Source organism: Bradyrhizobium sp. STM 3843 (assembly GCF_000239815.1).
GTDB lineage: Bacteria > Pseudomonadota > Alphaproteobacteria > Rhizobiales > Xanthobacteraceae > Bradyrhizobium.
This window is the reverse complement of sequence record NZ_CAFK01000061.1, coordinates 1-23,341: the sequence shown is the minus strand read 5'-3', so window position 1 is coordinate 23,341 and position 23,341 is coordinate 1. Positions and strand designations below refer to the sequence as shown.

The following is a 23,341-nucleotide window of genomic DNA, read 5'->3' as shown; positions in this document are numbered from 1 at the left end:
TGCATCAACACCACCGCGCGTTGGCCGCCGAGCCAGGCGCCGGCGGAGAGCGCCACGCCTTCCTCCTCGGTGGTCAGCACGGTGGTCTCGATCGCAGCGTCACCATGGGCCAGCTGGATCAGGCGGGAATGGCCGGCGTCCGGCACGTAGCAAATCTGCGCGACATCGGCCGCCTTCAGGGCATTATAGATGGCGAGCGGCCAGTCGGGACCATTGTTGTGGGGAGCGGTGTCGGCCATGGCATCCTGCGGTCGGTTGACGGCGACAAAGCCGCACCCACTGCTTTAGCGAAAAGCTCGCCGGCGTCCCACCGCATCTTGTTCAACCCGCCATGCCGGAATTGTATAGGCGCATCGCGAAGCCGGGCCTCATGGTTCGAGACGCCGCTACGCGGCTCCTCACCATGAGGGTCGAAAATGCTGCCCGCGAAAACAGCCCTCGTCCTGAGGAGCCCGCCGCAGGCGGGCGTCTCGAAGGACGGGCCGCGCAGCACAGGTGCCCAATTTGGCGCTTCGCGTCAGGCCCACTGCTCCCTACCTTCGGCAGTGGAGGAACAAGATCTCACCCCGGTATGCGCACCGGCAGCGTCTCGTAACCGCGGACGAAGCTGGAATAGACCCGCTTCGGCGGGCCTACCACTTCGATACGCTCGAAGCGCTTCAGGATCTCCTCCCAGACGATGCGCAGCTGCAACTCGGCGAGCCGCATGCCGACGCAGCGATGGATGCCGAACCCGAACGACAGATGAATGCGCGGCCGCTTGCGGTCGATGATGTAGGCATCGGGATTCTCGATCACCTCCTCGTCGCGATTGCCGGAGACGTACCACATCACCACGCGGTCGCCCTTCTTGATCCTCTCGCCGCCGAGCTCGGTATCGACCAAAGCGGTGCGGCGCATATGCGCCAGCGGCGTTTGCCAGCGGATCACCTCCGGCACCATGGTCTCGATCAGCGCCGGATTGTCGCGCAGCTTCTGGTATTCGCCCGGGTTCTCATTCAGCGCCAGCACCGAGGCCGTCATGGTGTTGCGGGTGGTGTCGTTGCCGCCGACGATCAAGAGGATCAGATTGCCCATCAGATTGTCGGGCGTCATGTGACGCGTCGCTTCGCTATGCGCCATCATCGAAATCAGGTCGTTGCGCGGCTCGGCCTTGGCGCGCTCCTTCCACAGCCTGCCGAAATAAGCCGCGCATTCCTCCAGCTCGCGCCGCCGTTCCTCTTCGGACGAGACGATGCCGCTCTTGGGCAGCGCGGTCGAGACATCGGACCAGCGTGTCAGCTTGCGCCGCTCCTCGAACGGGAAATCGAACAAGGTCGCCAGCATCTGGGTGGTCAGCTCGATCGAGACCCTCTCGACCCAGTTGAAGGTTTCGTTGCGAGGCAGGGAGTCCAGCACGCGTGCCGAGCGCTGGCGGATCAGCACGGCAAGCTCGTCGAGATGATCCGGCATGAACATCGGCGACACGGTCTTGCGCTGATCGCCGTGCCGGGGCTCGTCCATGGCGATGAAGCTCGGCCATTCGTAACCGGGCGCGACATCGCGGATCATGATCCCGCCATGGCTGACGTCGGAGGAGAAGATCGCGTGGTTGGTGTCGACATGCATGATGTCGTGATAGCGTGTCACCGACCAATAGGGCTCGATCGGCGCCTTGGTGCAGTAATGCACTGGCGCCTCCTTGCGCAACCGCTCGAACCAGGGCCACAGCGTGTCGTTCTGGAACAGCCTGGGCGCGCCTGGATGAAAATCTTCGAGCGGCGTGGAATAGGCTTCGAGCCGCGCCTGCTGCAGCAGCTCGGCCTGTTCGGGACGGATCGCGGTCTGGACGTTCATCAGGTCATCTTTCCTATTGGCTGCGCTGGGCGCGCGCCCACAACTCAGACGCGGCTATGTTTCTCCGCTGTCATCGTCCGCCACCGGGTCTTGCCTTCGGCGAGCCCGATGACAGGCTCCAGCGGACGATCCAGTACGCCGAGACGCCGCTATTCTAGCAACCAAGGCTCTCGAATACTGGATGCCCCGCCTGCGCGGGGCATGACGATCTCGATGGTGAGACGACTCACGCCGCGATCCGCACCGGCAACGTCTCATAACCCTTGACGAAGCTGGAATAGACCCGTTTCGGCTCCTCCATCACCTCGATATGATCGAAGCGTTTCAGGATCTCCTCCCAGATGATCTTGAGCTGAAGCTCGGCCAGCCGCAAGCCCACGCAACGGTGGATGCCGAAGCCGAACGACAGATGCTGGCGCGGCCGGACGCGGTCGATGATGAAATCGTAGGGGCGCTCGATCGCCTCCTCGTCGCGGTTGCCGGAGACATACCACATCACGACCTTGTCGCCTTTGCGGATGGTCTTGCCGCGGAACTCGACATCCTCCAGCGCGGTCCGGCGCATGTGCGCCAGCGGCGTCTGCCAGCGGATCACTTCGGGGACGAAACTGTCGATCAGCGCCGGGTTGTCCTTCAGCTTGCGGTACTGGTCGGGGTTCTGGTTCAGCGCATAGATGCTGCCCGACATCGTATTGCGGGTGGTGTCGTTGCCGCCCACGATCAAGAGGACCAGATTGCCGAGGAAGTTCTTCGGGTCCATGTCGCGCGTGGCCTCGCTATGGGCCATCATCGACAGCAGGTCGCTCCTCGGCGGGGCATTGATGCGCTCGTTCCAGAGACGGGAGAAGTAGCGCGCGCAATCCATCAGTTCCGCCTGCCGCTCGTCCTCGCTCGCGACGAGCCCGCCGGGACCGGGAATCGTGGTCGCGATATCCGACCAGCGGGTCAGCTTGCGGCGATCCTCCCATGGGAAATCGAACAGCACAGCGAGCATCTGCGTCGTCAGTTCGATCGAAACCTTGTCGACCCAGTCGAACACCTCGCCGCGCGGCAGGTTGTCGAGGCACTCGGCCGAGCGCTTGCGGATATTGATGGCCAGCTCATCAAGGTGGGTCGGCGTGAACATCGGCGCCACGGTCTTACGCTGGGCGGCATGACGCGGCGGGTCCATCGCAATGAAGCTTTCGCGGCGCAAGTCTGGCGCGACGTCCCGGATGGTGATGCCACCAAGCGCGACCGCCGAGGAGAACATCGCGTGGTTGGTCTCGATCTCCATGATGTCATTATATCTGGTCACCGACCAATAGGGCCCGAACATCGAGTCCTTGCAGTAATGCACCGGGTCTTCGCGGCGCAGCCGGTCGAAATAGGGCCAGTGCGCATCGGTGCGAAACAGCTCCGGATGGCCGGGATCGAACTGGTCGAGCGGCAAAGATCGTGCGCGTTCGCGCGCAGCATCGTGCCGATCTGCGGCGCGGTCGATGGTGCCGTGCATGGCCGTCTCCCTAGTGGCTGCGCCGGTCGGCTACACCCGCCGGGCAATTTGCCGGGATTACATCCCGCTTGGCGTGTGGGAGCAAGAGCGACTTTCACGGAAAGGTCGAAGACGGCCAGCATTCACCATGGTAGCCGTCATCTGGGTCGCTTTCCGATCGTGACAAGGCACGGATCAGGGAATATGGCTACAGCCGTAACACAACAGGACTGCCGGGAGGCCGCTGACATGATCCCGAACACGCGCGCCATGTTCAATTTCGACCTTGGTGAGACCGCGGATGCGATTCGCGACACCGTGTGCAATTTTTCGCAGAACGAAATCGCGCCACGCGCCGCCGAGATCGACCGCTCCAACCAGTTTCCGCGCGATCTCTGGCCCAAGATCGGCGCGCTCGGCCTGCACGGCATCACGGTCGAGGAGGAGTATGGCGGCAGTGGCCTCGGCTATCTCGAGCATTGCATCGCGATGGAGGAGATCTCGCGCGCCTCGGCCGCCGTTGGCCTGTCCTACGGCGCTCATTCCAACCTCTGCGTCAACCAGATCCGCCGTAACGGCAGCGAGGCGCAGAAGCGCAAATATCTGCCGAAGCTGATCTCGGGCGAACATGTCGGGTCGCTGGCGATGTCGGAGCCGCAGGCCGGCTCGGACGTGGTGTCGATGAAGACCCGTGCCGACAAAAAGGGCGACCGTTTCGTCCTCAACGGCAGCAAGATGTGGATCACCAACGGCCCGGTTGCTGAGACGCTGGTGATCTATGCCAAAACCGATCCGAGCGGTGGCCCGCGCGGCATCACCGCCTTCATCGTCGAGAAGGGCATGAAGGGTTTTTCGACGGCGCAGAAGCTCGACAAGCTCGGCATGCGCGGCTCCGACACGTGCGAGCTGGTGTTCGAGGATTGCGAGGTGCCGGAGGAGAACGTGCTGGGTGCGGTCGGCCGCGGCGTCAACGTGCTGATGAGTGGGCTCGATTATGAGCGCGCCGTGCTCGCCGCAGGTCCGCTCGGCATCATGCAGGCCTGCATGGACGTGGTCCTGCCTTACGTGCACGAGCGCAAGCAGTTCGACCAGCCGATCGGCACCTTCCAGCTGGTGCAGGGCAAGGTCGCCGACATGTACACGACGATGAACGCCTCGCGTGCCTATGTCTATGCGGTGGCCAAGGCCTGCGACCGCGGCGAGACCACGCGCGAGGATGCGGCCGGCGCGATCCTCTATGCCGCGGAGAAGGCGACGCAATGCGCGCTGGATGCGATCCAGCTCTTAGGCGGCAACGGCTATATCAATGACTACCCGGCCGGCCGGCTGCTCCGGGACGCCAAGCTCTATGAGATCGGGGCCGGCACCAGCGAGATCCGCCGCATGCTGATCGGACGGGAATTGTTCGAGAAAACCGCCTGACGACGCCAAAAACGGTCTCAAAACGGGCTCGGCGGTCGAACCTCGGCGTCGTCGCGGCGACAAACGACAGGGGTATAGCCGTATTGTTCGTTTTTCCGTGCGTTGTCGGAGGGCCGTGTTGTGAATCAAATGAATTTCATTCCGCAGCCACCCCCGCCGCTGCCTGCAGTCCCCGTCACCTTTGACGGCGAGCGCGGCGAGTTCTTTCGGCTGATCGGCCGCGGGGCCCTGCTCGAGCTTGTCACGCTCGGCTTCTATCGTTTCTGGCTTGCCACCGATATTCGCCGCCATCTCTGGGTGAACACCGCCGTCGATGGCGATGCCGCCGAATATACCGGCCGCGGCAAGGAGCTTCTGATCGGCTTCTTGTTTGCAATGGCAATTCTGGTGCCGATCTATCTCGCTTATTTCATCGTCAGCGTCGAAGCGGAGCGCTTCAAGGGCTTTGCCAGCGTGCCGCTGGTGATCGGCTTCTATGCCTTTGGCCAATTCGCGATCTATCGTGCGCGGCGCTATCGCCTGACCCGGACGGTCTGGCGCGGCGTGCGGTTCTGGATGGATGGTTCGGGCTGGGCCTATGCCGGACGCGCGATGCTCTGGGCCTTGTTGTTGGTGCTCACTTTGGGGCTCGCCTTCCCGTGGCGTGAAGCCGCGCTCGAACGCTACAAGATGCAGCATTCGCATTATGGCAACCTGCAGGGCGATTTCGAAGCCAGCCCGTGGGAGCTGTTCAAGCAGATCTGGTGGCTTTGGCTCGCCATTCCAGTTTGTCTGGTGCTCTTTCCGCTTCTCCCGTTCATCTATGGATACTTCAAGGCTGTGGAGTGGCGCTGGTGGCTGTCGGGCCTCCGCTTCGGCGGCGTGCGGCTGCAATCGCGCTTGCGCCCGGGCGCGCTTTACGGGCTCTATTGGAAGGTGATCGGCTGGTTCGTGCTGCTATGGGCCGTCACTTTCGCCTATTTTGGCGGAGTGGTCGTCGTGGCTGCGAAGTTCGGTGGCGTGTCAATGGCGGGCCCAAAGGCCGCACAGGCACTCGCCAACAACATCCCGCTGCTGATCATGCTGGTGCTTGGCTATATTGCGGTGATTCTGGCAATCAATGTCGTGATGCGGATGTATTTGCTACGGGATGTATGGGCGAGAGTGCTGGCCTCCGTTGAGCTGCACGGCATCGAGGCGGTCGCGAACATCTCGGCCAAAGGCGATCTCGCCAGCGCGCTGGGCGAGGGCTTTGCCGACGGTCTCGACGTCGCCGGATTTTGATCCGTGCGCACGCTGAGCATGGGCGATTGCGATATGGATGACACGGAGCAGGATCAGTCTCCGCAGGCCACAGGCGGGCAGGCGATCTATTTCGATGGGCTGTCGAACCGGCGGCAGACGGTCACTGTCGTCCTTTCCAACCAGCTCGTGCTGCGCAGCGCCGACAATTTCGTGTCCTGGCCGTACCCGGATATCCGGCGCGTCGATGCGCCCAGCGGCACGCTGCGTGTGAGCTGCCTCTCTGCATCGCCATTGGCCCGCCTGGAGATCCGGGATTCCGCGTTTGCTGCCGAACTGGTGGCACGATGCGACCGGATCGACGAGAACAGGCTCACGCACGGCGCGGTCGCACGCATCATCGGCTGGTCGCTTGCGGCCGCCGCATCCATCATCGTGATGGTCCTGTTCGTCGTTCCCTTTGCCGCGGATCGGCTCACGCCGTTGGTGCCGCCCGCGATGGAGCGGCATCTCGGCGAAGCTGCCGTGGTGCAACTGCAGGCCGTGTTCGGCAACAAGACCTGTGACGGTGCCGGCGGGCAGGCCGCGTTCGCCAAGCTGGTCGAGGCGCTGCGTGTTCCGGCCGGGCTCGATGCGAGCGTGGGAGCCCAGGTTCTGGACACCCCGATTCCGAATGCCTTTGCGCTGCCCGGTGGTCGCTTCTTCCTCCTGAGCGGCCTGCTCGCCAAGGCAAACGATCCCGACGAGATTGCCGGCGTGCTGGCGCACGAGCTCGGGCATCTCAAACATCGCGATAATCTGCGGCAGGTGATTCACAACGGCGGCAGCTCGTTCCTGATCGGGCTGTTGTTCGGCGATATCACCGGCGCGGGCGCCGCGATCTTCGCCTCACGCACGATCGTCACCGCCTCCTATTCGCGCGAGGCCGAGCATGACGCCGACAGCTTTGCGATCGAGGTGATGCACAAGCTGGGACGGCCGACCGCGCCGATGGGCGAATTGATGTTCCGCGTCACCGGCAAGGAGGGCGACAAGCAGCTGTCGATCCTGGCGAGCCATCCCTTGACCGAAGACCGGCTGGAGCGCATGCGCGCCGAAGACCAGCCGCCGAGCGGCCCTCCGCTGCTGACGGCGGAGGAGTGGCGCGCGCTGAAGGGGATTTGCAAGTAGGCGAACGCTGGCTTCGGTTTGTCGCGAAACGTGCATGCACCGCCAGGCATCCATTGGCGTCCCTGCGAAAGCTGGGACCCATAATTACTATGCTCAATTGCTTGATGCGGTTTGCCCAGCCTGCTCGATGGCGGCGCCGCGGCCTATGGGTCCCGGCGCAAGGCCGGGACGACAGCGGAGTTTGTGGCTAAAGCAGTCATTCATCCGATGGACGTGGGCCGTTTCGGCACCCTGCAAGCGCCGCAACGACGAGCGCAATGCGTTCGGCTCGTGCGCTCGGCCTGATCCGTCCTGAACGTTCCAGTTCGGCGAGCCCGTGAAGGGTTGCCCAAAACGTCTCGGTGGCTGCGGCTACGGCTACATCGGCGCAAAACAGCGCGACGACGGCTGCAAGTGCTTCGAAGGCGGCCCGGAGCTCGGGTCGGGTTTCAGCTTTCGCAAATCGCAAATTCGTCGGGAGCACAAACATGGCCTCGTAAAGGGCTGGACGACGGAGCGCAAAGTCGAGATAGGCCAGGGCGACGTTTTTGACGGCGTTTCGTGGTTCGCTCGACCGGCTTGCGGCTTTCTGAAGTGCTGTTGTGATGTCCTTGAAACCTTCGGCGGCGACCGCCGCAACGATGGCATCCCTGTTCTCGAAATGTGAATAGAGCACCGGCTGGCTATATTCGATCTCGTCGGCCAGGCGACGGACCGTAACCGCATCCCATCCTTCGCGCTCTGCGATCTCGCGCGCTGCCGCGACAATGCGGGCCTCTCGCTCAGCCCGGTCCCGGCCTTTCCGCTCGGCGATACCCAATCTTCGATCTCCAGCTCAAATCGACCATCCGGCGGTCATTATACAGTCGCTTGACAAACTAGCAATGCTAGACTATCTCATAATCTAGCGACGCTAGATATTGTTCTGGCGATAGAAAAGGAGATGCAATATGAATGGGATGGGCGGCTTAATGCACGGGCTCGCGCAGGGGACGGCCTTCGTCCTGGCGTTCGCCATCATCGCGATCGGCACGCAATATATCGCCAGCCCGAGGACCGCGACCCGCAGTTTCGGCCTGCCGCTTCCGGAAGACGGGACCAACATCACTTCATGGCTGCGCCTGAAGGGGGTGCGCGACATTGTTGCGGGCTTGGTCGTGCTGGCGTTCGCGGCCTGGGGCGCCCCCAAGGATATCGGCCTCGTCCTGCTCGTTGAAGCGATCATCCCCGTTGGCGACATGCTCGTCATTCTTGCAGGGAAAGGCTCGAGCAAAAGCGCCTTCGGCATTCACGGCGTAACTGCGCTGTTGATGGTGTTGGCGTCGGTGCCGCTGCTGATGGGAGGGCGCTGAGATGGTCTATGTTCTTGCGATCTGGTTCCTCGTTGCCGCCTTGTTTGGCGCAGGAATCGTCAATGCAGTCGGCACGTCCGCGACGCAGAGCAGTTTCGCCCGTTGGGGCTACCCGAACTGGTGGGGCCGTTTGACCGGTGGACTGGAGATCATGAGCGCGGTTCTGATCGCGCTTCCTGCCAGCCGCAGTCTTGGCCTGGCGCTTGGCGCGGCGATCATTGTGGCAGCGGTCTTCACCGTTCTACGCCACCGCGAATTTGGACACCTTGTGCCGCTCAGCATCTTTGTCGCCTTGATAGCGCTCGCAGAGACCTTGGCTTGAGAGGGCGACATCGCGCCTCAGGCTTGATCTCGGCTGCTCTGCCCAGGCGTCAGAACGTTGGACATTCTGCCTACCGTGAGCCTCGGCATCCCAGGTCATGAGTTTCACGGCCTAGAACGGCTACTCAGGCAGATCGTTCACCTGCTTCACCCAAGCGCGGACGTCGGCGAGCACGGTCGGCAGCACGGCCTTCACCTCGGTGAACGTCATCCCGGCCTTGATGCGAGGATCGTACAGCACGTTGAGGATGTACTGGTCGTAGACATCGAAAAAGCCCATCGAGACATTGTCGTTGAACATGGTCCAGGGAACGCTCGATGTGTCGTTGATCGGTCCGAGCGACTGCAGCAGCTCCTCATAGGCACAGTCGAGGAAGACGAAATCGCCATTGTCGACGGTCAGGATCACGTCGGAATGCTCGATTTCGAAGGCGTCGTTCTTGCGGAAGCCGGAGAGGCATTGCGGATCGAGCGAGGTCTTGATTTCGCGCGCCCGCTCGCTGCCGTAGTCCTGGCTGATGGTGCGGTAGAGGTCGCGGTCGCGCACCAGCTTGACCCGGACGTTGGCGTCCTCGTCGGTCTCGGTCATGGCGATGTCGAGATGCTGGATGCGCTTGCCGATGTCGCTCACGACCTTGGCGAGCTGCGCCTTGCGGTCGGCGCGGCGGCCGTCCGCAAACACGCGCACCGGCACATTGTATTTCCTGATCCGGTCGACCCGTCCGGCCAGATGATATTCGGCGCCGAACGCGGTCTTAAAAAAGCCCTCAGTGATCTCGGCGTCGGTAAAGCTCTTCTTCTCGATGCGCTGTCGCGAGACAATGGCGGGAACGTCCCCGGCTGCCGCGGATAAAGCCGTGACCGGGGCAAGGAGGGCGGCGAACGCCGCCATCCGAAACATCCACCAGCTTCGGCTGCGCCTCGGCGCAGCCCCGTGGCATTGGTCCATATGTTAGTTCACGCGTGTTAGTTCTTGACGATGACCGTCGCGCCGACCGAGACCCGGTTGTACAAATCGGTCACATCCTCATTGGTCATGCGGAAGCATCCGGAGGACACGGCCTGGCCGATCGTCTCCGGTTCATTGGAGCCGTGGATCCGGTACAGTGTCGATCCGAGATAGAGCGCGCGGGCGCCGAGCGGATTCTCGATGCCGCCGCGCATGTGGCGCGGCAGGTCCGGCCGGCGCCGCAGCATCTGGGAGGGCGGGGTCCATTCCGGCCATTCCTTCTTGGCCGTGATGCGATGCACGCCGCCCCAACGGAAGCCGTCGCGGCCGACGCCGATACCGTAGCGCAGCGCCTCGCCGCCGCCCAGCACCAGGTAAAGCCGGCGTTCGGCCGTGTTCACCACGATGGTGCCAGGCGCGTAGTTGGTGGGGTACATCACGGTCTGACGTGGGATCGGGCTGACCCCGCTCTGGTAAAAATTCGGACCGCCGCCGAACAGATCGCGTGAATCGAAGAACTCGGCCCGCGCAAGGCCGCTGCTGGCGAACAGCGCCGCCCCGGCCATCGTCACAGCCGCAACCGCCGCACCAAAGGAACGCGTCATTTCAATCCCCCCGACAAAGCCATCCAATGTACGCGGCAGACAGGCCATAAACTGCTGATTTTCGCAACCCACGGAGCCGTGACGTCTAGCGTTTCGCCGACCGCGTGACCGAAATTCCACGTCACAGGCGTGACCCCCTGGCTGTTCCGGAACGACGTTAGCCAAGCCTTATCGTTGTTTGCTCGGCCATGGCTGCAATGCAGCTCTGCCCTTTGACTGGGCCAGCGAACAATGATTGATCTGCGGTTCCTCAAACCCCAGCGGCCCTGAACGGAGCGGATGATGAACGGTGCGGAAAGTCTGGTGCGGACCCTGGTCGCCGGCGGTGTTGACGTGTGCTTCACCAATCCCGGTACCTCGGAGATGCACTTCGTCGCCGCGCTGGACCGGGTCGAGGGCATGCGCTGCGTGCTCGGCCTGTTCGAGGGCGTGGTGACCGGCGCCGCCGATGGTTACTTCCGCATGAAGGGCAGCCCGGCTTCGACGCTGCTCCATCTCGGCCCCGGCCTCGCCAATGGGCTTGCCAACCTGCACAACGCCAAGAAGGCGCGCTCGGGCATCGTCAACATCGTCGGCCAGCACGCGACCTATCACATCGGCTTCAATGCGCCGCTGACCTCGGACATCGAGGGCCTGGCGCGGCCGATGTCGGACTGGGTGCGGACCTCGCCGAACGCCAGGGCGGTGGCCGCCGACGGCGCCGCGGCGATTGCAGCCGCGAAGAGCGCGCCGCCGCAGATCGCAACCCTGATCCTGCCGGCCGATACCGCCTGGAACGAGGCCGACGGCATCGCGACGGTTCCAGCCGAGACGCAGCGGCCGAGCTATTCGACCGAGGCGGTAGAGAAGGCGGCGAAGATCCTGCACGCCCATGGCCCCGAGACGCTGGTGCTGATGACGGCCAGCGCGCTGACCGAGCAGGGCCTTGCCTTTGCCCAGCGCATCGCCGGCAAGACCGGCTGCCGGGTGATGGGCCAGACCTACCATCCGCGCATGGCGCGTGGTGCGGGCCGGTTCTCGATCGACCGCATCCCTTACGTGATCGAGCAGGCGCTGCCGATCCTGAAGAACTACAAGCATATCGTGCTGGTCGAGGCCAATGACCCCGTCGCCTTCTTCGCCTATCCGAACAAGCCGAGCCAGTTGAAGGCCGAGGGCACCGAGGTGCACCGCATGACCGCTTGGGGCGAGAATTCGGTGGCGGCGCTGGAAGCGCTCGCCGATCATCTCGGCGCCAAGGCCTCCGATGTGCAGCCGCAAAAGCTTGCCGAGCTGATCAAGCCGACCGGCGCGTTGAACCACACCTCGATCGCGCAGGCGATCGCGTGCGCAATTCCCGAGAACGCTATTGTCGTGGACGAATCCATCACCACCGGGCGCGGCTTCTTCCCGCCGACCGCCGCAGCCAAGCCGCATGACTGGTTGCAGAACATGGGCGGCTCGATCGGCTTCTCCACCCCGGTCGCGACCGGTGCCGCGGTGGCCTGTCCCGACCGCAAGGTGATGTGCCTGGTCGGCGACGGCAGCGCCATGTACACGATCCAGTCGCTGTGGACCCAGGCGCGCGAGAACCTCGACGTGGTGACGGTCGTGTTCGCCAACCGGATCTATCAGATCCTGCGCGGCGAGTTCGACGGCGTCGGCGCCGGCGAGCCCGGCCAGCGGGCGCAGGACATGCTCAAGATCGACCGGCCGACGCTCGACTTCGTCGCCATGGCCAAGGGCATGGGTGTCCCGGGCCGGGCGGTCACGACCGCGGACGAGTTCAACAAGGCGCTCGCCGAGGCCAACGCGGAAGCCGGGCCGCGCCTGATCGAAGTGCAGATGTGAGACGAGGTTCGCCCGGCCGCAAATCGGCCCTCACATGATGGCAGCGTGATGGTGGAATCACGCTGCCGCGTCTCGAGCATGATCCGGAAAAGTGGGAACCGGTTTTCCGAAAAGATCATGCTCAAAGATATAAGACGGCGTGACGGGCACATTCACCGGCGCGTCGGCTGGTCCTCGGGCGGGGCATGCACTCTGAACTCAATCGACTGATTTCCGCGCTGCAGGAATTCTATGCGCGCGAGCGTTTCATTCTCGACCGCGATGCCGGCGAGCGCACGCTCACCCATCGGCTCGCCGTGCATGTCGAACGCAATTTCCTCGGCTGGGACGTCGATTGTGACTACAACCGGCTGGGCGAGCGGCGGATGATCCTGCCGCGTGGCACCATCGTCTCGACCGACGATACGTTGGGAAAGTCGATCTATCCCGACATCGTCGTGCATCGTCGCGCCGTTCCGGAGAACCTGCTGGCGATCGAGCTGCGCAAGGCAGCCAATCACCAGCCGGTCGAGCACGACCGGCACAAGCTGATGGCGCTCACCGACCCGCACCTCTGGTTCGCCTATTGGATCGGCGTGCTGCTCGTGCTGGATCGGACGGGGCTGAGGGGTGCGGAAGTCTATGCCGGCGCACGGCTGGATCGGCCGCTGACGGCCTGGCTGGCCACGCGCTTGGTCCATATGGGCCTGCTGGCATCATGAGATTTGAGGGAGCTGAGATGAGGATGATCCATTCGAAGATGCGCATGTGCGCGGCTGGCGCCTTGGCCGCGCTTGTTCTTGCCGCATCCGCCGTGAAGGCGGAGACGCCGGCCGCGTCGTTGGCCGTCGACACGGCGGCCGAGGCTGTCCTGGCCAATGCCAACGTCCGCAAGACGCTGGACGACATCAAGGCGGCCGACGAGGCGACCTTTGCCGATCAGAAGACCATCGCTGCCGTGCCCTCGTCGCCCTACAAGGAAAAGGTGCGCGCGGAATACTACCTGAAGCGGATGCAGGAGCTCGGCTTCAAGGATGCGACGATCGACGCCGAAGGCAACGTGATCGCGCTGCGCAAGGGCACCGGCGGCGGGCGGCCGAGGCTGGTGGTCGCGGCGCATCTCGACACCGTCTTCCCCGAGGGCACCGATTTCACCGTCAAGGAGAAGGACGGCATGGTGTTGGCGCCCGGCATTGGTGACGACTCCCGCGGCCTCGCCGTGCTGCTCACGTTGATCAAGGCGATGAACAGCAACGGGCTCGCGACTGTCGGCGACATCATGTTCGTCGGCAATGTCGGCGAGGAGGAGCTCGGCAATCTGCGCGGCGTCAAGGCGCTGTTCCGCGACCACCATGACATCGACGGCTTCATCTCGATCGACGGGCTCGGCGTCTCCCGGATCGTCAACCAGGGCACCGGCAGCCACCGCTACGAGATGACCTTCAAGGGGCCCGGCGGCCATTCCTTCCAGGAGTTCGGCCTGCCGAGTGCGATCCACGCCATGGGCCGGGCGATCGCCAAGATCGCGGACCTGAAGACTCCTGCCGAGCCGCGGACCACGTTCACGGTCGGCACCGTCAGCGGCGGCACCTCGGTGAACGCGATCGCGTCGCAAGCCAAGATGGCGGTCGACATGCGCTCGAACTCGACCGAGGAACTGCTCAAGCTCGAAGCCCGGCTGCTCGACCTCGTCAAGCAGGCGGTCGCGGATGAAAATGCGCGCTGGGGCTCGGACAAGATCAGTGTCGATATCAAGCTGATCGGCGATCGCCCGGCGGGCGTCACGGCCGCAGAGTCGCCCATCGTGCAGGCGACGCAGCGCGCGGTCACCGCGGTCAGCGGCGTTCAGGCCAAGCTCGTGGGGTCCTCGACCGATTCGAACCAGGCGATGTCGCTCGGCATTCCCGCCATCACCATCGGGGGCGGCGGCGAGGGCGGCAACTGGCATTCGGTGAACGAGTGGTACCGCAACGTCAATGCCTACCAGGGCCCGCAGAACGCACTGCTGGCGATCCTGATGCTGTCCGGCCTCGACGGCGTGAGCAAGCCCGCGCTGCCCGTGCGGCAGGCAGGCAACTAAAACAGCCGCCGCCGGCTTCGCCCCGACGGCGGCGGCAGAGATAGGTGGCCGCTCCGTTCGGAGCGGCCGTGGCGCTGCGAATGCTTACTGCTTCATCTCGTCGCCGGACGCCTTGCTCGACTTCTTCGATTTCTTCTTGGTCTTGCTCATCTTCATGTTGTCGCCCTTGCTCATGGTGTCACCGCTCTGCGCCGACGTGCCGGCAGCGCCGCCGGTCTTGTCTTGGGCGAAAGCAGTGGAAGACATCAAGGCAACGGCGGCCGCGGCGATGATCAGTTTGCGCATTGCGAAAAACCTCCATGGGTTGGAACCGGCGCACCATAACGGAACTTCGGCCGCGGCGTTCCGTCGCAGGGATCAGTTATTTGTGAGAGTTCCGCCATCCAAAAACCGCTTTGCGCCACCGCGCGGCGGGAACTGGGCTGCTTCTGTGGCGATTGTCTCAGGCGCAGAGACCCATGCGCACACGCGACGGAGGCGGACATGGATTGGCGAGCGGCAATGATCGCGCACGAACCGTCACACGACGTGCGCGAGGATGATTTCGGTTATGCCGCCGGCTGGACCATCAGTGGCCTGGCGACGCTCGGGACCATCGTCGCCGTCTGGCTGTTTGCGATCTGATCGGCGGCCTGTCAGAGGCGAGCGCGCCTTCGGACAGACCGCCTACTTGGCCGGCGGGTGTGGAACGTCCTGATCCATCCTCAGCATCGCGCCTCTTCTTCGCCGCGCGGCGTTGTCGGTTGCCCCTGGAGTTCATCTTCCAGAATCAACTGCATGAAGACCAGATCCAGCCACCTGTCGAACTTTCGACCGACGGATCGAAGATGGCCGACCCTGGTAAAGCCGAGCTGCGCATGCAGCTGCAATGACGGCTCGTTGGTCGCTTCGATCCCGGCCACCATGACATGCTTGTTCATGGTGCGTGCGCGCGAAATCAATTCATTGACCAGCGCAGAGCCGACGCCCAGCCGCCGCGCGGCGCTGTCGACATAAACCGAATGCTCGACAGTGTGGCGATAGCCATCCCACGGTCTGAAGGCACCGAGCGACGCATAGCCAAGCACCTGGGAACGATCCGACGCGACCAAGACCGGGTAGCCGCTCTGTCTGCGTTCGACAAGCCAGGCAATCCGCCCCTCGAGATCAGAAGGCCGATCATTCCAGATCGCGGTCGTCTGCAGCACTGCATCATTATAAATTCGCAAGATGGAAGCCGCGTCGGCTTCGGTGGCGTCGCGAATTTGTATGTCATGTATCGGCATCGCCGGCCTCTCAGGATCAATCCGCAAATGTTGCATCCCGGCGAAGCGCTGCGCAATTCTCAAAGCAAGGGCGCGAGAATTCTCATATATTGACCGATTATCAGAGCCGACTGGTATCTGCATTGCTTCTGTAGAAGGCGCCTGGCGACGCTTCGGAGGGGGCGCTGATGAAGGATGAACTGGGAAAGGCGATCGGGGCTCGCCTCAAGCAGTTGCGGGTGAAGGCAGGTCTCAGTCTGAACGAACTCGCGTCCCGATCGGGCGTCAGCCGTGCCATGATCGGGCGAATAGAGCGCGCCGAAAGCAGTGCAACGGCGGCACTTCTCGGAAAACTTTGTGCCGCGCTCGATGTCACGTTGAGCGCCGTGATTGGTCTGACGGACCGGCCTCCTGAACGTCTCACCCGGAAAGCGGATCAACCGGTCTGGCGAGATCCAGAAACCGGATATCGTCGCCGACATGCGTCCGCACTCAACGCGGCGAGCGGCATCGAGATCATCATGGTCGAGCTTCCTAAAGGAAAGCACGTGTCCTATAGCCCTTGGGGCAGGCGCGCCTATACGCAGCAACTGCTTCTGCTCCAAGGGCAGCTGACAGTCTTTGTCGGAGAAAAGCGCTTTGACCTCGACGAGGGAGACTGCCTCGACTTCGACGTCATGCGGCCGGTATCGTTCGAAAATTCAGGCCGCGCGCCGGCCAACTACATGATCGTCGTCAGACATTCCTAGGGACGTTTGCTGTAGCAACGATCTCTGAGCCACGCGATGTGAGGTACGCCGAAGCGGCGATACTCGCGGCCGAGCTGCCGCCTTAGAGCGACAGATCGAGCAGGCGGCCCTCGAAGACGCGATCGCGCGAGCCTTCGAGATGGCGACGCATCAGTTCGCGTGCGCGTTCGGAGTCGCGGGCGCGGATCACTTCGAAGATGCCCCGGTGCTCGGCAAAGACATTTTCCAGGCCGGCCTGCGCCTTCGCGATCGTATTGCCGTGAAATTTCATGCCCACATAGATGTGGTCCTTCAGCGCGGTCATCGAAGAGACGTAATAGTGATTGTTGGTCGCCTTCGCGATCGCAAGATGAAACGCGAAATCCGCATCCTCGCGATGCAGATGCGCGGTGGTCGCATCGCGCAGGAGGTCGAGCGCGGCAGCGATCTCGTCGAGCGCCTGGCCGTTCCAGCGCAACGCCGCCCAATAGGCGTGGTCGGGCTCGATCGTCAGGCGGAACTCGTAACAGCGTTGGATGTCGGCAATCGTTTCAACCGGCGCAAAACCGACGGCGGGCTGGTCTGCGCCGAGATCGGGACGGGCCACCACGAAGCTGCCGGCGCCACGTCGCGAATAGATCAGCCGCTCGTCCTTCAGTTGCCGCAGGGCCTCGCGCACGATCGGGCGTGACACGAGATAAGTGGCCGCAAGCTCGTGCTCGCTCGGCAGCTTCTGCTCCGGCCGCAACTGACCTACGGAGATCTGCGTTCGGAGCGCCTGAAAAACGTTCTGCGCCAAAGGGCTGTGGCCGGCTCGCGCGCGATCCCCCCCGACGTTCTCATTCTCGACGCTGCCAGCCATGCCCTGCGAATCCGAAACCTTTGGTGGCTGAAACCTAGCCCAACTTGTAAAGTTGTAAACCATTAAAGGACGAGTTGGCCAATATCTCGGCGGTCGGTTACATGTTTTACAAATTCTTGACAAGTGCGCGGGTGGCGCCTATTGGGCCGCAATAATGAGGGGCGGCTTGCGTCCGCCCTCGCGGGAGGCGGAGCAGCAATGGACGTCGGCACACCATTCGGCAGGGAAGGGACGCCGTTGGCGCGTCTTCGCCTTGTTGCCGATGACCTGACCGGCGCGCTCGATACCGCGGCACAATTCGTAGCGGCCTTCAGCCCGATCAGCGTCCATTGGCGCGCGGTGGCGCCAACTTGCAGCATCGCTTTCGATACTGGAGCGCGCGAACGATCCGGCCCCGACGCCGAAGCGTTGGTCACGGAGCGGCTGGCGCTGGCGCCATTCGATCCTGCGGCGCTCCACTACGCCAAACTCGATACGCTGCTGCGCGGGCATCCTGCTGAGGAGATCATCGCCTGGCTGCGGTTCGGCCGGTTCGAGCGATGCATCGTCGCGCCGGCCTTCCCGCATCACGGGCGGGTGACGCGCTACGGCATGCAATATCGCCGGCTGGGCGATGCATGGACCCCGGTCTCAGCCGATCTCACGACTGATCTCGGACGACGGGGATTTCACGTTGTGCGACGCCGCCCCGGCGAGGATGCGCCCGAGGGGATCAGTCTCTGGGATGCCGAGACGGATGCCGATCTCGACGCGATCGTCGCGGCCGGCCGGGCGGCGCGAACGCCGACCCTGTGGTGCGGCAGCGGCGGGCTCGCCGCTGCGCTCGCGCGCAGTCTCGGCGCGGCGCCATCGCGCGCGAAGGCAACTCTGACGGCTCCAATGCTCGCGCCTCCCGTGCTCGGCCTGTTCGGCAGCGATCAGGCCATCACGGCCGAGCAGATCGAAGCCTGCGACGCCGTTGCTCTGTCCGCTCGGGATGGCGGCACCGAAATGATCGCGGAGATCGGCCGGCGGCTGTCGCAGGACGGCGTGGCGCTTGTACGGCTGGCCATTGCCGAGGGCTCGCCACGGCAGCAGGCGGCCGAGACGATTGCGCGCGAGTTCGGCCGGCTCGTGCGTGCGCTCACGCCGCCGTCGACACTGCTCGTCGCGGGTGGTGAAACCTTGCGGGCCGTCTGCGCGGCCCTCGAAACGGACCATCTCGAACTCGTCGGCCAAATCGAACCCGGCATTCCCCGCTCGGTCATGCGCGGCGGCCGGTTCGATGGCGTCCACGTCGTCTCGAAATCCGGCGCCTTCGGCGACCGCAACCTGCTGCGGCGTCTGCTGGCGCTCGACCCACCTCTCACAACAGGAGTTTCCCCATGACGCCACAACTGGCGATCACGATGGGCGATCCGGCCGGCGTCGGGCCGGAGATCATCATCAAGGCGTGCAAGAAACTCGAAGACCGCATTCGCGCCGGCGAATTGCGCCTTCTCGTGATCGGGTCCAACGTCGCCCTCGAAGCCGCACGCGCCGCTCTCGGGACCGACATCGCCATTCCGCCGGTTGACGCGAGCGCTGGCGACTGGCCTGCGCTGGCCTGCCTGCAGGCGGCGCCCGAAGGCGGCTCCATCATGCCCGGAGTATTGTCGGTGGACGCCGGCCGCTTCGCCTATGAGGCGGTGGCGCGCGGGGTCGAACTGGCGCAGGCGGGCCGGGTCCACGGCATCGTCACCGCCCCGCTGAACAAGGAAGCGCTCAACAAGGCCGGTCATCATTTCGCGGGCCATACCGACATGCTCGCACATCTGACCGGCGCGCGCGGCTCGGTGATGATGCTGGCGCATGGCAACATGCGCGTCAGCCACGTGACCACGCACATTGCACTCGAAGACGTGCCGAAGAAGCTGACGCCGGAACGGCTGCGTTACGTGGTCGAACTGACAGACGATGCGTTGCGTGGTCTTGGCCTGTCTCGCCGCCGCATCGCCATCGCCGCGCTCAATCCGCATGCCGGCGAAGGCGGCCTGTTCGGCCGCCAGGATATCGACATCAGCGCTCCGACCATCGAACGTTGCGTCGCCGATGGCTTCGATGTCGTCGGCCCGGTGCCGGGCGACACCGTGTTCGTCAAGCTGCGCGCCGGTCAGTACGACGCTGTCGTCGCGATGTACCACGATCAGGGGCACATCCCGGTCAAGCTGCTCGGCTTCAACGTCGACCCCGCCACCGGCACCTGGAACGCGCTGTCGGGCGTCAACATCACGCTCGGCCTGCCGATCATCCGCACCTCGGTCGATCACGGCACCGCCTTCGATATTGCCGGCAAAGGCATCGCCAGCGAGACCTCGCTGATCGAAGCGATCGACTATGCGGTCAAGCTGGCCGCCGCCCGCCTCCAAGCCAAGAACTAAGTCAGGAATTGACAATGACCGCCTCTCTGTCTCAGCCGATCGATCTTGTCCGCCCGAAGCAGATTCTGTTCGGCTCCGGTGTCGCGACTCGCGTCGGTCCCTGGGTCGGCCATCGTGACCTGAAGAAGGCCGTTGTCGTCGCAGATACGTTCAATGCGGCGCGAGTCGACGTCCTGCGGCTCGCCTGCGAGACCATCGTCTTCGATTCCTTCCGCCCCGAGCCGGACGCGTCCGATCTCGACAGGCTCCTGGCTGCGGTCGAAGACGCAAATCCCGATCTCATCATCGGCTTCGGCGGCGGCAGTGCCATGGATCTCGCCAAGCTCGCCGCGGTCCTGCCCGGCAGCGACCAGCATTTCATGGATGTCATCGGCCCGGACAAGGTCCATGGCCGCTCGCGCGCGCTGGTCCAGGTGCCGACAACCGCCGGTACCGGCAGCGAAGCCGGGACGCGCGCACTGGTCACCGATCCGAAAACGCTCGCTAAGCTCGCCGTGCAGAGCGACCACATGCTGGCCGACCTGGCTGCGGTCGATCCGGACCTGACGCTCAGCGTGCCCCGCGCCATCACGGTCGCGACCGGCGTCGACGCGCTCGCTCACTGCGTCGAGGCGTACACCAGCAAGAAGGCGCATCCGACCATCGATCTCTATGCGCTGGAAGGCATCCGCCTGGTCGGACGCTGGCTGCCCCGGGTGGCGGAGAACGGCGGCGACCGCGACGCGCGCGCCGGCATGGCGCTCGCCTCGCTGTACGGTGGTTTCTGTCTTGGTCCGGTGAATACGGCGGGAGGCCATGCCGTCGCCTATCCGCTCGGATCGCGCCATCACATCCCGCACGGCGCCGCCAATGCGCTGATCTTCCCCCACGTGCTCGCCTTCAACGCCCCGGCCGTCCCGGAGCGCACGGCGACGATCCTCGGCGCGCTTGGCCTCGCGGCGCAATCCGATCCCGTCAGCGTATTCGCCGTAGCCCATAAATGGTGCGTCGATCTCGGCTGCGAGATGCGCCTGTCGGCGCTCGGTGTTCCGGCTGACGATCTTCCGACCATGGCAGATGAAGCCCACGCCATCCGGCGCCTGCTCGACAACAACCCGCGCGATCTCACGCGCGACGACATTCTCGCCATCTACCGCGCCGCCGCCTGAGGACAGGACTTAAGCAAAATGACCAAGATTTCCGGACCATTCGTCGCCATCGTCACGCCGTTCGACGCCAATGAGAACATCGGCGAAGCCGCGCTGCGTCGGCAGATCGAGCGTCAGGCGAAGGCTGGCAACGGCGTGTTCTGCGCCGGCACTAACGGCGAGTTCTACGCCTTGTCGTTCCAGGAAAAGGTGCGCGTCGCCGAAATCTGCGTGGACGCCGCGGCCGCGCGCATCCCGGTTCTCGCCCATATCGGCGAAATCTCCACGCATGAGACGATCGCCCTCGGCAAACAGATCGAAAAGCTCGACGTCAAGGCGGTGTCCGCCATCACGCCGTCCTTCATCGCCTGTTCGCAGGCCGAACTGATTGTTCACTATCGCCGTGTGGCCGACGCATTGTCGAAGCCGGTCTACCTCTACAACATCCCGGCGCGCACCGGGAATACGATCCAGCCCGAGACGGCGCGCATCCTCGCCGATCATCCCAACATCATCGGCATCAAGGACAGCGCGGGCTCGCAGGAAAGCCTCGATGCCTTTCTCGCCATCGCGCGCGAACGCGACGATTTCGACGTGTTGGTCGGACCGGACTCGCTGGTTCTGCATGGCCTGCAGAACGGCGCAGCCGGCTGTATTTCCGGCCTCGGCAACATCTCGCCGGTCACGCTCAACGCGATTCACGCCGCCTTCGTGGCCGGCGACGCAGCGGCTGCCGCCAGGCATCAGGACCGCTACTCGACCTTGCGCAAGGATCTGTATGTGCACGGCTTCCCGCCGGCCATGGTCAAGCGCGCACTGAGCCTCGCGATGCCCGAGGTCGGGGCAAGCCGCGCGCCGGTGCTGATTTCGGACGAGGTCAACACGAAGGTCGCCGAGATTTCCAAGCGCTTTGCCGAACTGGTGGTCTGAACGGCTCATCGAACAAGAAAAAGGGGAGGAGAAGAGAAGATGAGAGATGTCGTGACGCCACCTGCGGGCTCGCTGGTGAAATCGACGAACGTACGTTGGATCGTCGGCGGCCTGATGTGGTTGGCCATCGCCATCAACTACATCGACCGCACTGTCCTGTCGGCGGCGGCGCCGCATCTCAGCAGGGAATTGTCGATCCCTGCCGACCAGATGGGTTTCATCCTCTCCGCCTTCTTCTGGTCCTACGCCTTGCTGCAAATTCCGGCCGGTTGGTTCGCGGACCGCTTCGGCCAGAAAATCGGCCTCGGTGCTTCGGTGGCCTTGTGGTCGATCGCGACGTCCGCGACCGGGCTCGCCGCGGGGTTCTATTCCCTGTTCGCCATGCGCCTCGGGCTCGGGATCGGTGAGGCCGGGGCCTACCCCAGCAATGCGGGCATCGCGTCCAAATGGTTTCCCGACCGCGAGCGCGCGACGATTTCCGGGCTGTTCGACAGTGCGTCGAAGTTCGGAGGCGCGATCGCCATGCCGCTCATCGTCTGGCTCATCGCGCTGATCGACTGGCGCATGACCTTCGTTGTCATCGGGGCGATCGGCATGGTCTGGGCGATCGTCTGGTGGTGGTTCTTCACGGAGACGCCGGAGGCGCATCCGATGATGAACAAGTCCGAAGTCGATTACATCCGTCACAACCAGATCATGAAGCATGGTGAAGACAAGGCCATGCCGATGCGATGGTATGAGCTGCTGCGCTATCGCAACATCTGGGCGATGTGCCTCGGCTTCTTCACGATCAACTACATCTCGTATTTCTTCATCACCTGGTTGCCGACCTATCTGGTCAAGCAGAAAGGCATGGGCATGATGGAGATGGGGTTTGTGGCATCGCTGCCGCTCTTGTGCGGTCTGGTCGCCGAAATCGTCGCAGGGCTCTTGTCCGACCGCATCGTACGCTCCAAGCGGCTGTCGCTGACCGCAACGCGAAAGCTGTTCCTGATCGCCGGCCTGACCATGGCGCTGTGCATCGGACTTGCCGCGATCGCGGAGAGCGTATGGTTTGCCGTCGCCTTGCTGTGCATCGCCAAGGCTGGCACGACTGTCGCTGCCTCTCAGGTGTGGGCTCTGCCGGGCGACGTCGCGCCGAAGAACATGACGAGCGTGGTCGCCGGACTGCAGAACATGGTGTCGAATTTCGGTGGTGTCCTCGGCCCGATCATCACCGGGTTCATCGTCGCGCAGACCGGGTCGTTCAACGCGGCGCTGCTGTTCTCGGCGGGCGTCGGATTCCTCGGCATCCTCAACTACGCCTTGCTGCTCGGCAAAGTCCGGCCGATCCAGGCCCCAATCTGATCGGCAGAGAAGGATCTCGATCATGGCGTTGACCGTCGTCAGCCTCGGTGGCCCTGTCGCACCTGAAGGCGAGCAGATGCTGCGCGCTGCCGGCGTCATTTCGTTGCATACGGGCGCCTATCCGGCGAAGTCGGAGGCCGTCGATCTGCTGGCGTCTTCAGGCGCCGATGCCATCATCGTGCGGAATGTCGAGCGGATCGACCAGGACCTCATGACGGCGTCGGCGAAACTCAAGGTCGTCGCCAAGCATGGGGCCGGCACCAACGACATCGACCTGGCGGCGGCGAAGGCGCTCGGTTTGCCCGTCCTCGCCGCCGTCGGCGCCAATGCTCATTCGGTCGCCGAACATGCGCTCATGCTGATGCTCGCGCTGATCAAGGACGTGCGTAATCAGGATGCTTACGTGCGGGCCGGCGGCTGGGACAAGAAGACCTACCGGGGCGCTGAACTGCGTGGCCGGACGCTCGGCCTTGTCGGTATCGGCAT

At 63.8% G+C, this 23,341-nt stretch carries 24 protein-coding genes and 1 pseudogene; 16 read left to right on the top strand and 9 right to left on the bottom strand.

Annotation, left to right across the window (positions count from 1 at the left end; all coding sequences use genetic code 11):
- From BRAS3843_RS08995 to BRAS3843_RS08985, 3 genes and pseudogenes are all read right to left on the bottom strand, one after another.
- Positions 1 to 239: pseudogene (locus tag BRAS3843_RS08995) on the bottom strand (phosphonopyruvate decarboxylase); the annotation flags it as partial.
- Positions 240 to 561: 322 nt separating this feature from the next.
- Positions 562 to 1,836: a cytochrome P450 gene (locus BRAS3843_RS08990; protein WP_008968519.1), complete on the bottom strand. Its 1,275-nt coding sequence runs from the start codon at positions 1,834 to 1,836 to the stop codon at positions 562 to 564.
- Positions 1,837 to 2,062: 226 nt separating this feature from the next.
- A complete protein-coding gene (locus tag BRAS3843_RS08985; protein ID WP_008968518.1) occupies positions 2,063 to 3,331 on the bottom strand; it encodes a cytochrome P450 in 1,269 nt (422 codons plus the stop codon).
- 228 nt (positions 3,332 to 3,559) lie between these two features.
- On the opposite strand from BRAS3843_RS08985, the gene BRAS3843_RS08980 reads away from it, so the two are divergent.
- The 3 genes from BRAS3843_RS08980 (at position 3,560) to BRAS3843_RS08970 (ending at position 7,123) form a co-directional block, all read left to right on the top strand.
- Positions 3,560 to 4,732 carry an isovaleryl-CoA dehydrogenase gene (locus BRAS3843_RS08980; RefSeq protein WP_008968517.1) on the top strand — a complete coding sequence of 391 codons (1,173 nt, stop codon included), beginning with the start codon at positions 3,560 to 3,562 and terminating at the stop codon, positions 4,730 to 4,732.
- A 129-nt stretch (positions 4,733 to 4,861) separates the two neighbouring features.
- A complete protein-coding gene (locus tag BRAS3843_RS08975) occupies positions 4,862 to 5,995 on the top strand; it encodes a DUF898 family protein (protein WP_008968516.1) in 1,134 nt (377 codons plus the stop codon).
- Between the two features lie 33 nt (positions 5,996 to 6,028).
- Positions 6,029 to 7,123, top strand: a complete 1,095-nt coding sequence (locus tag BRAS3843_RS08970) for a M48 family metallopeptidase (protein WP_050886395.1) — start codon at positions 6,029 to 6,031, stop codon at positions 7,121 to 7,123.
- Between the two features lie 196 nt (positions 7,124 to 7,319).
- Here the strand turns inward: BRAS3843_RS08970 and BRAS3843_RS08965 are convergent, their stop codons facing one another.
- Complete coding sequence (locus BRAS3843_RS08965; RefSeq protein ID WP_008968513.1) at positions 7,320 to 7,922, bottom strand: TetR/AcrR family transcriptional regulator; 603 nt, start codon at positions 7,920 to 7,922, stop codon at positions 7,320 to 7,322.
- 130 nt (positions 7,923 to 8,052) lie between these two features.
- On the opposite strand from BRAS3843_RS08965, the gene BRAS3843_RS08960 reads away from it, so the two are divergent.
- Together BRAS3843_RS08960 and BRAS3843_RS08955 are read left to right on the top strand one after the other, a co-directional pair.
- Positions 8,053 to 8,454 carry a DUF4267 domain-containing protein gene (locus BRAS3843_RS08960; RefSeq protein ID WP_008968512.1) on the top strand — a complete coding sequence of 134 codons (402 nt, stop codon included), beginning with the start codon at positions 8,053 to 8,055 and terminating at the stop codon, positions 8,452 to 8,454.
- A 1-nt stretch (position 8,455) separates the two neighbouring features.
- Complete coding sequence (locus BRAS3843_RS08955) at positions 8,456 to 8,776, top strand: DoxX family protein (protein ID WP_008968511.1); 321 nt, start codon at positions 8,456 to 8,458, stop codon at positions 8,774 to 8,776.
- Positions 8,777 to 8,896: 120 nt separating this feature from the next.
- On the opposite strand, the gene BRAS3843_RS08950 is transcribed toward BRAS3843_RS08955, so the two are convergent.
- The gene (locus BRAS3843_RS08950) at positions 8,897 to 9,667 is read right to left on the bottom strand and encodes a DUF2927 domain-containing protein (RefSeq protein ID WP_008968510.1); all 771 of its coding nucleotides are present in this window, start codon (positions 9,665 to 9,667) and stop codon (positions 8,897 to 8,899) included.
- A gap of 74 nt (positions 9,668 to 9,741) precedes the next feature.
- Positions 9,742 to 10,329 (bottom strand): L,D-transpeptidase, encoded by a 588-nt coding sequence (locus BRAS3843_RS08945; RefSeq protein WP_008968509.1) that lies wholly within the window; start codon positions 10,327 to 10,329, stop codon positions 9,742 to 9,744.
- A 282-nt stretch (positions 10,330 to 10,611) separates the two neighbouring features.
- On the opposite strand from BRAS3843_RS08945, the gene BRAS3843_RS08940 reads away from it, so the two are divergent.
- The 3 genes from BRAS3843_RS08940 to BRAS3843_RS08930 all read left to right on the top strand — a co-directional run bounded on the left by BRAS3843_RS08940 (position 10,612) and on the right by BRAS3843_RS08930 (position 14,218).
- Positions 10,612 to 12,159: an acetolactate synthase large subunit gene (locus tag BRAS3843_RS08940; protein ID WP_008968507.1), complete on the top strand. Its 1,548-nt coding sequence runs from the start codon at positions 10,612 to 10,614 to the stop codon at positions 12,157 to 12,159.
- Between the two features lie 185 nt (positions 12,160 to 12,344).
- Entirely contained in the window at positions 12,345 to 12,860 is a 516-nt protein-coding gene (locus BRAS3843_RS08935; protein WP_008968506.1) for a hypothetical protein, read from the top strand.
- Positions 12,861 to 12,877: 17 nt separating this feature from the next.
- On the top strand, positions 12,878 to 14,218 hold the full coding sequence (locus BRAS3843_RS08930) for a M20/M25/M40 family metallo-hydrolase (protein WP_201768847.1): 1,341 nt from the start codon (positions 12,878 to 12,880) through the stop codon (positions 14,216 to 14,218).
- An 84-nt stretch (positions 14,219 to 14,302) separates the two neighbouring features.
- Here BRAS3843_RS08930 and BRAS3843_RS08925 read toward each other — a convergent pair whose 3' ends face one another.
- On the bottom strand, positions 14,303 to 14,503 hold the full coding sequence (locus BRAS3843_RS08925) for a hypothetical protein (protein ID WP_008968504.1): 201 nt from the start codon (positions 14,501 to 14,503) through the stop codon (positions 14,303 to 14,305).
- A gap of 198 nt (positions 14,504 to 14,701) precedes the next feature.
- On the opposite strand from BRAS3843_RS08925, the gene BRAS3843_RS41410 reads away from it, so the two are divergent.
- Entirely contained in the window at positions 14,702 to 14,842 is a 141-nt protein-coding gene (locus BRAS3843_RS41410) for a hypothetical protein (RefSeq protein ID WP_008968502.1), read from the top strand.
- A gap of 80 nt (positions 14,843 to 14,922) precedes the next feature.
- On the opposite strand, the gene BRAS3843_RS08920 is transcribed toward BRAS3843_RS41410, so the two are convergent.
- Positions 14,923 to 15,468, bottom strand: a complete 546-nt coding sequence (locus BRAS3843_RS08920) for a GNAT family N-acetyltransferase (RefSeq protein WP_035981198.1) — start codon at positions 15,466 to 15,468, stop codon at positions 14,923 to 14,925.
- 182 nt (positions 15,469 to 15,650) lie between these two features.
- On the opposite strand from BRAS3843_RS08920, the gene BRAS3843_RS08915 reads away from it, so the two are divergent.
- A complete protein-coding gene (locus BRAS3843_RS08915; protein ID WP_008968500.1) occupies positions 15,651 to 16,211 on the top strand; it encodes an XRE family transcriptional regulator in 561 nt (186 codons plus the stop codon).
- 82 nt (positions 16,212 to 16,293) lie between these two features.
- On the opposite strand, the gene BRAS3843_RS08910 is transcribed toward BRAS3843_RS08915, so the two are convergent.
- Positions 16,294 to 17,052: a FadR/GntR family transcriptional regulator gene (locus tag BRAS3843_RS08910; protein WP_008968499.1), complete on the bottom strand. Its 759-nt coding sequence runs from the start codon at positions 17,050 to 17,052 to the stop codon at positions 16,294 to 16,296.
- A gap of 237 nt (positions 17,053 to 17,289) precedes the next feature.
- Between BRAS3843_RS08910 and BRAS3843_RS08905 the strand changes: the two genes are divergently transcribed.
- The 6 genes from BRAS3843_RS08905 to BRAS3843_RS08880 all read left to right on the top strand — a co-directional run.
- Positions 17,290 to 18,420 (top strand): four-carbon acid sugar kinase family protein, encoded by a 1,131-nt coding sequence (locus tag BRAS3843_RS08905; protein ID WP_035981197.1) that lies wholly within the window; start codon positions 17,290 to 17,292, stop codon positions 18,418 to 18,420.
- A complete protein-coding gene (gene pdxA / locus BRAS3843_RS08900) occupies positions 18,417 to 19,451 on the top strand; it encodes a 4-hydroxythreonine-4-phosphate dehydrogenase PdxA (RefSeq protein ID WP_008968497.1) in 1,035 nt (344 codons plus the stop codon). Before BRAS3843_RS08905 ends, pdxA begins: the two co-directional genes overlap by 4 nt.
- 14 nt (positions 19,452 to 19,465) lie before the next feature.
- The gene (locus BRAS3843_RS08895) at positions 19,466 to 20,599 is read left to right on the top strand and encodes an iron-containing alcohol dehydrogenase (RefSeq protein WP_008968496.1); all 1,134 of its coding nucleotides are present in this window, start codon (positions 19,466 to 19,468) and stop codon (positions 20,597 to 20,599) included.
- An 18-nt stretch (positions 20,600 to 20,617) separates the two neighbouring features.
- Positions 20,618 to 21,508 carry a dihydrodipicolinate synthase family protein gene (locus BRAS3843_RS08890; RefSeq protein WP_008968495.1) on the top strand — a complete coding sequence of 297 codons (891 nt, stop codon included), beginning with the start codon at positions 20,618 to 20,620 and terminating at the stop codon, positions 21,506 to 21,508.
- Between the two features lie 39 nt (positions 21,509 to 21,547).
- Positions 21,548 to 22,855 (top strand): MFS transporter, encoded by a 1,308-nt coding sequence (locus BRAS3843_RS08885; protein ID WP_008968494.1) that lies wholly within the window; start codon positions 21,548 to 21,550, stop codon positions 22,853 to 22,855.
- A 22-nt stretch (positions 22,856 to 22,877) separates the two neighbouring features.
- Positions 22,878 to 23,341 (top strand): NAD(P)-dependent oxidoreductase (locus BRAS3843_RS08880; protein ID WP_035981194.1); only part of this gene is annotated, 464 nt, incomplete at its 3' end.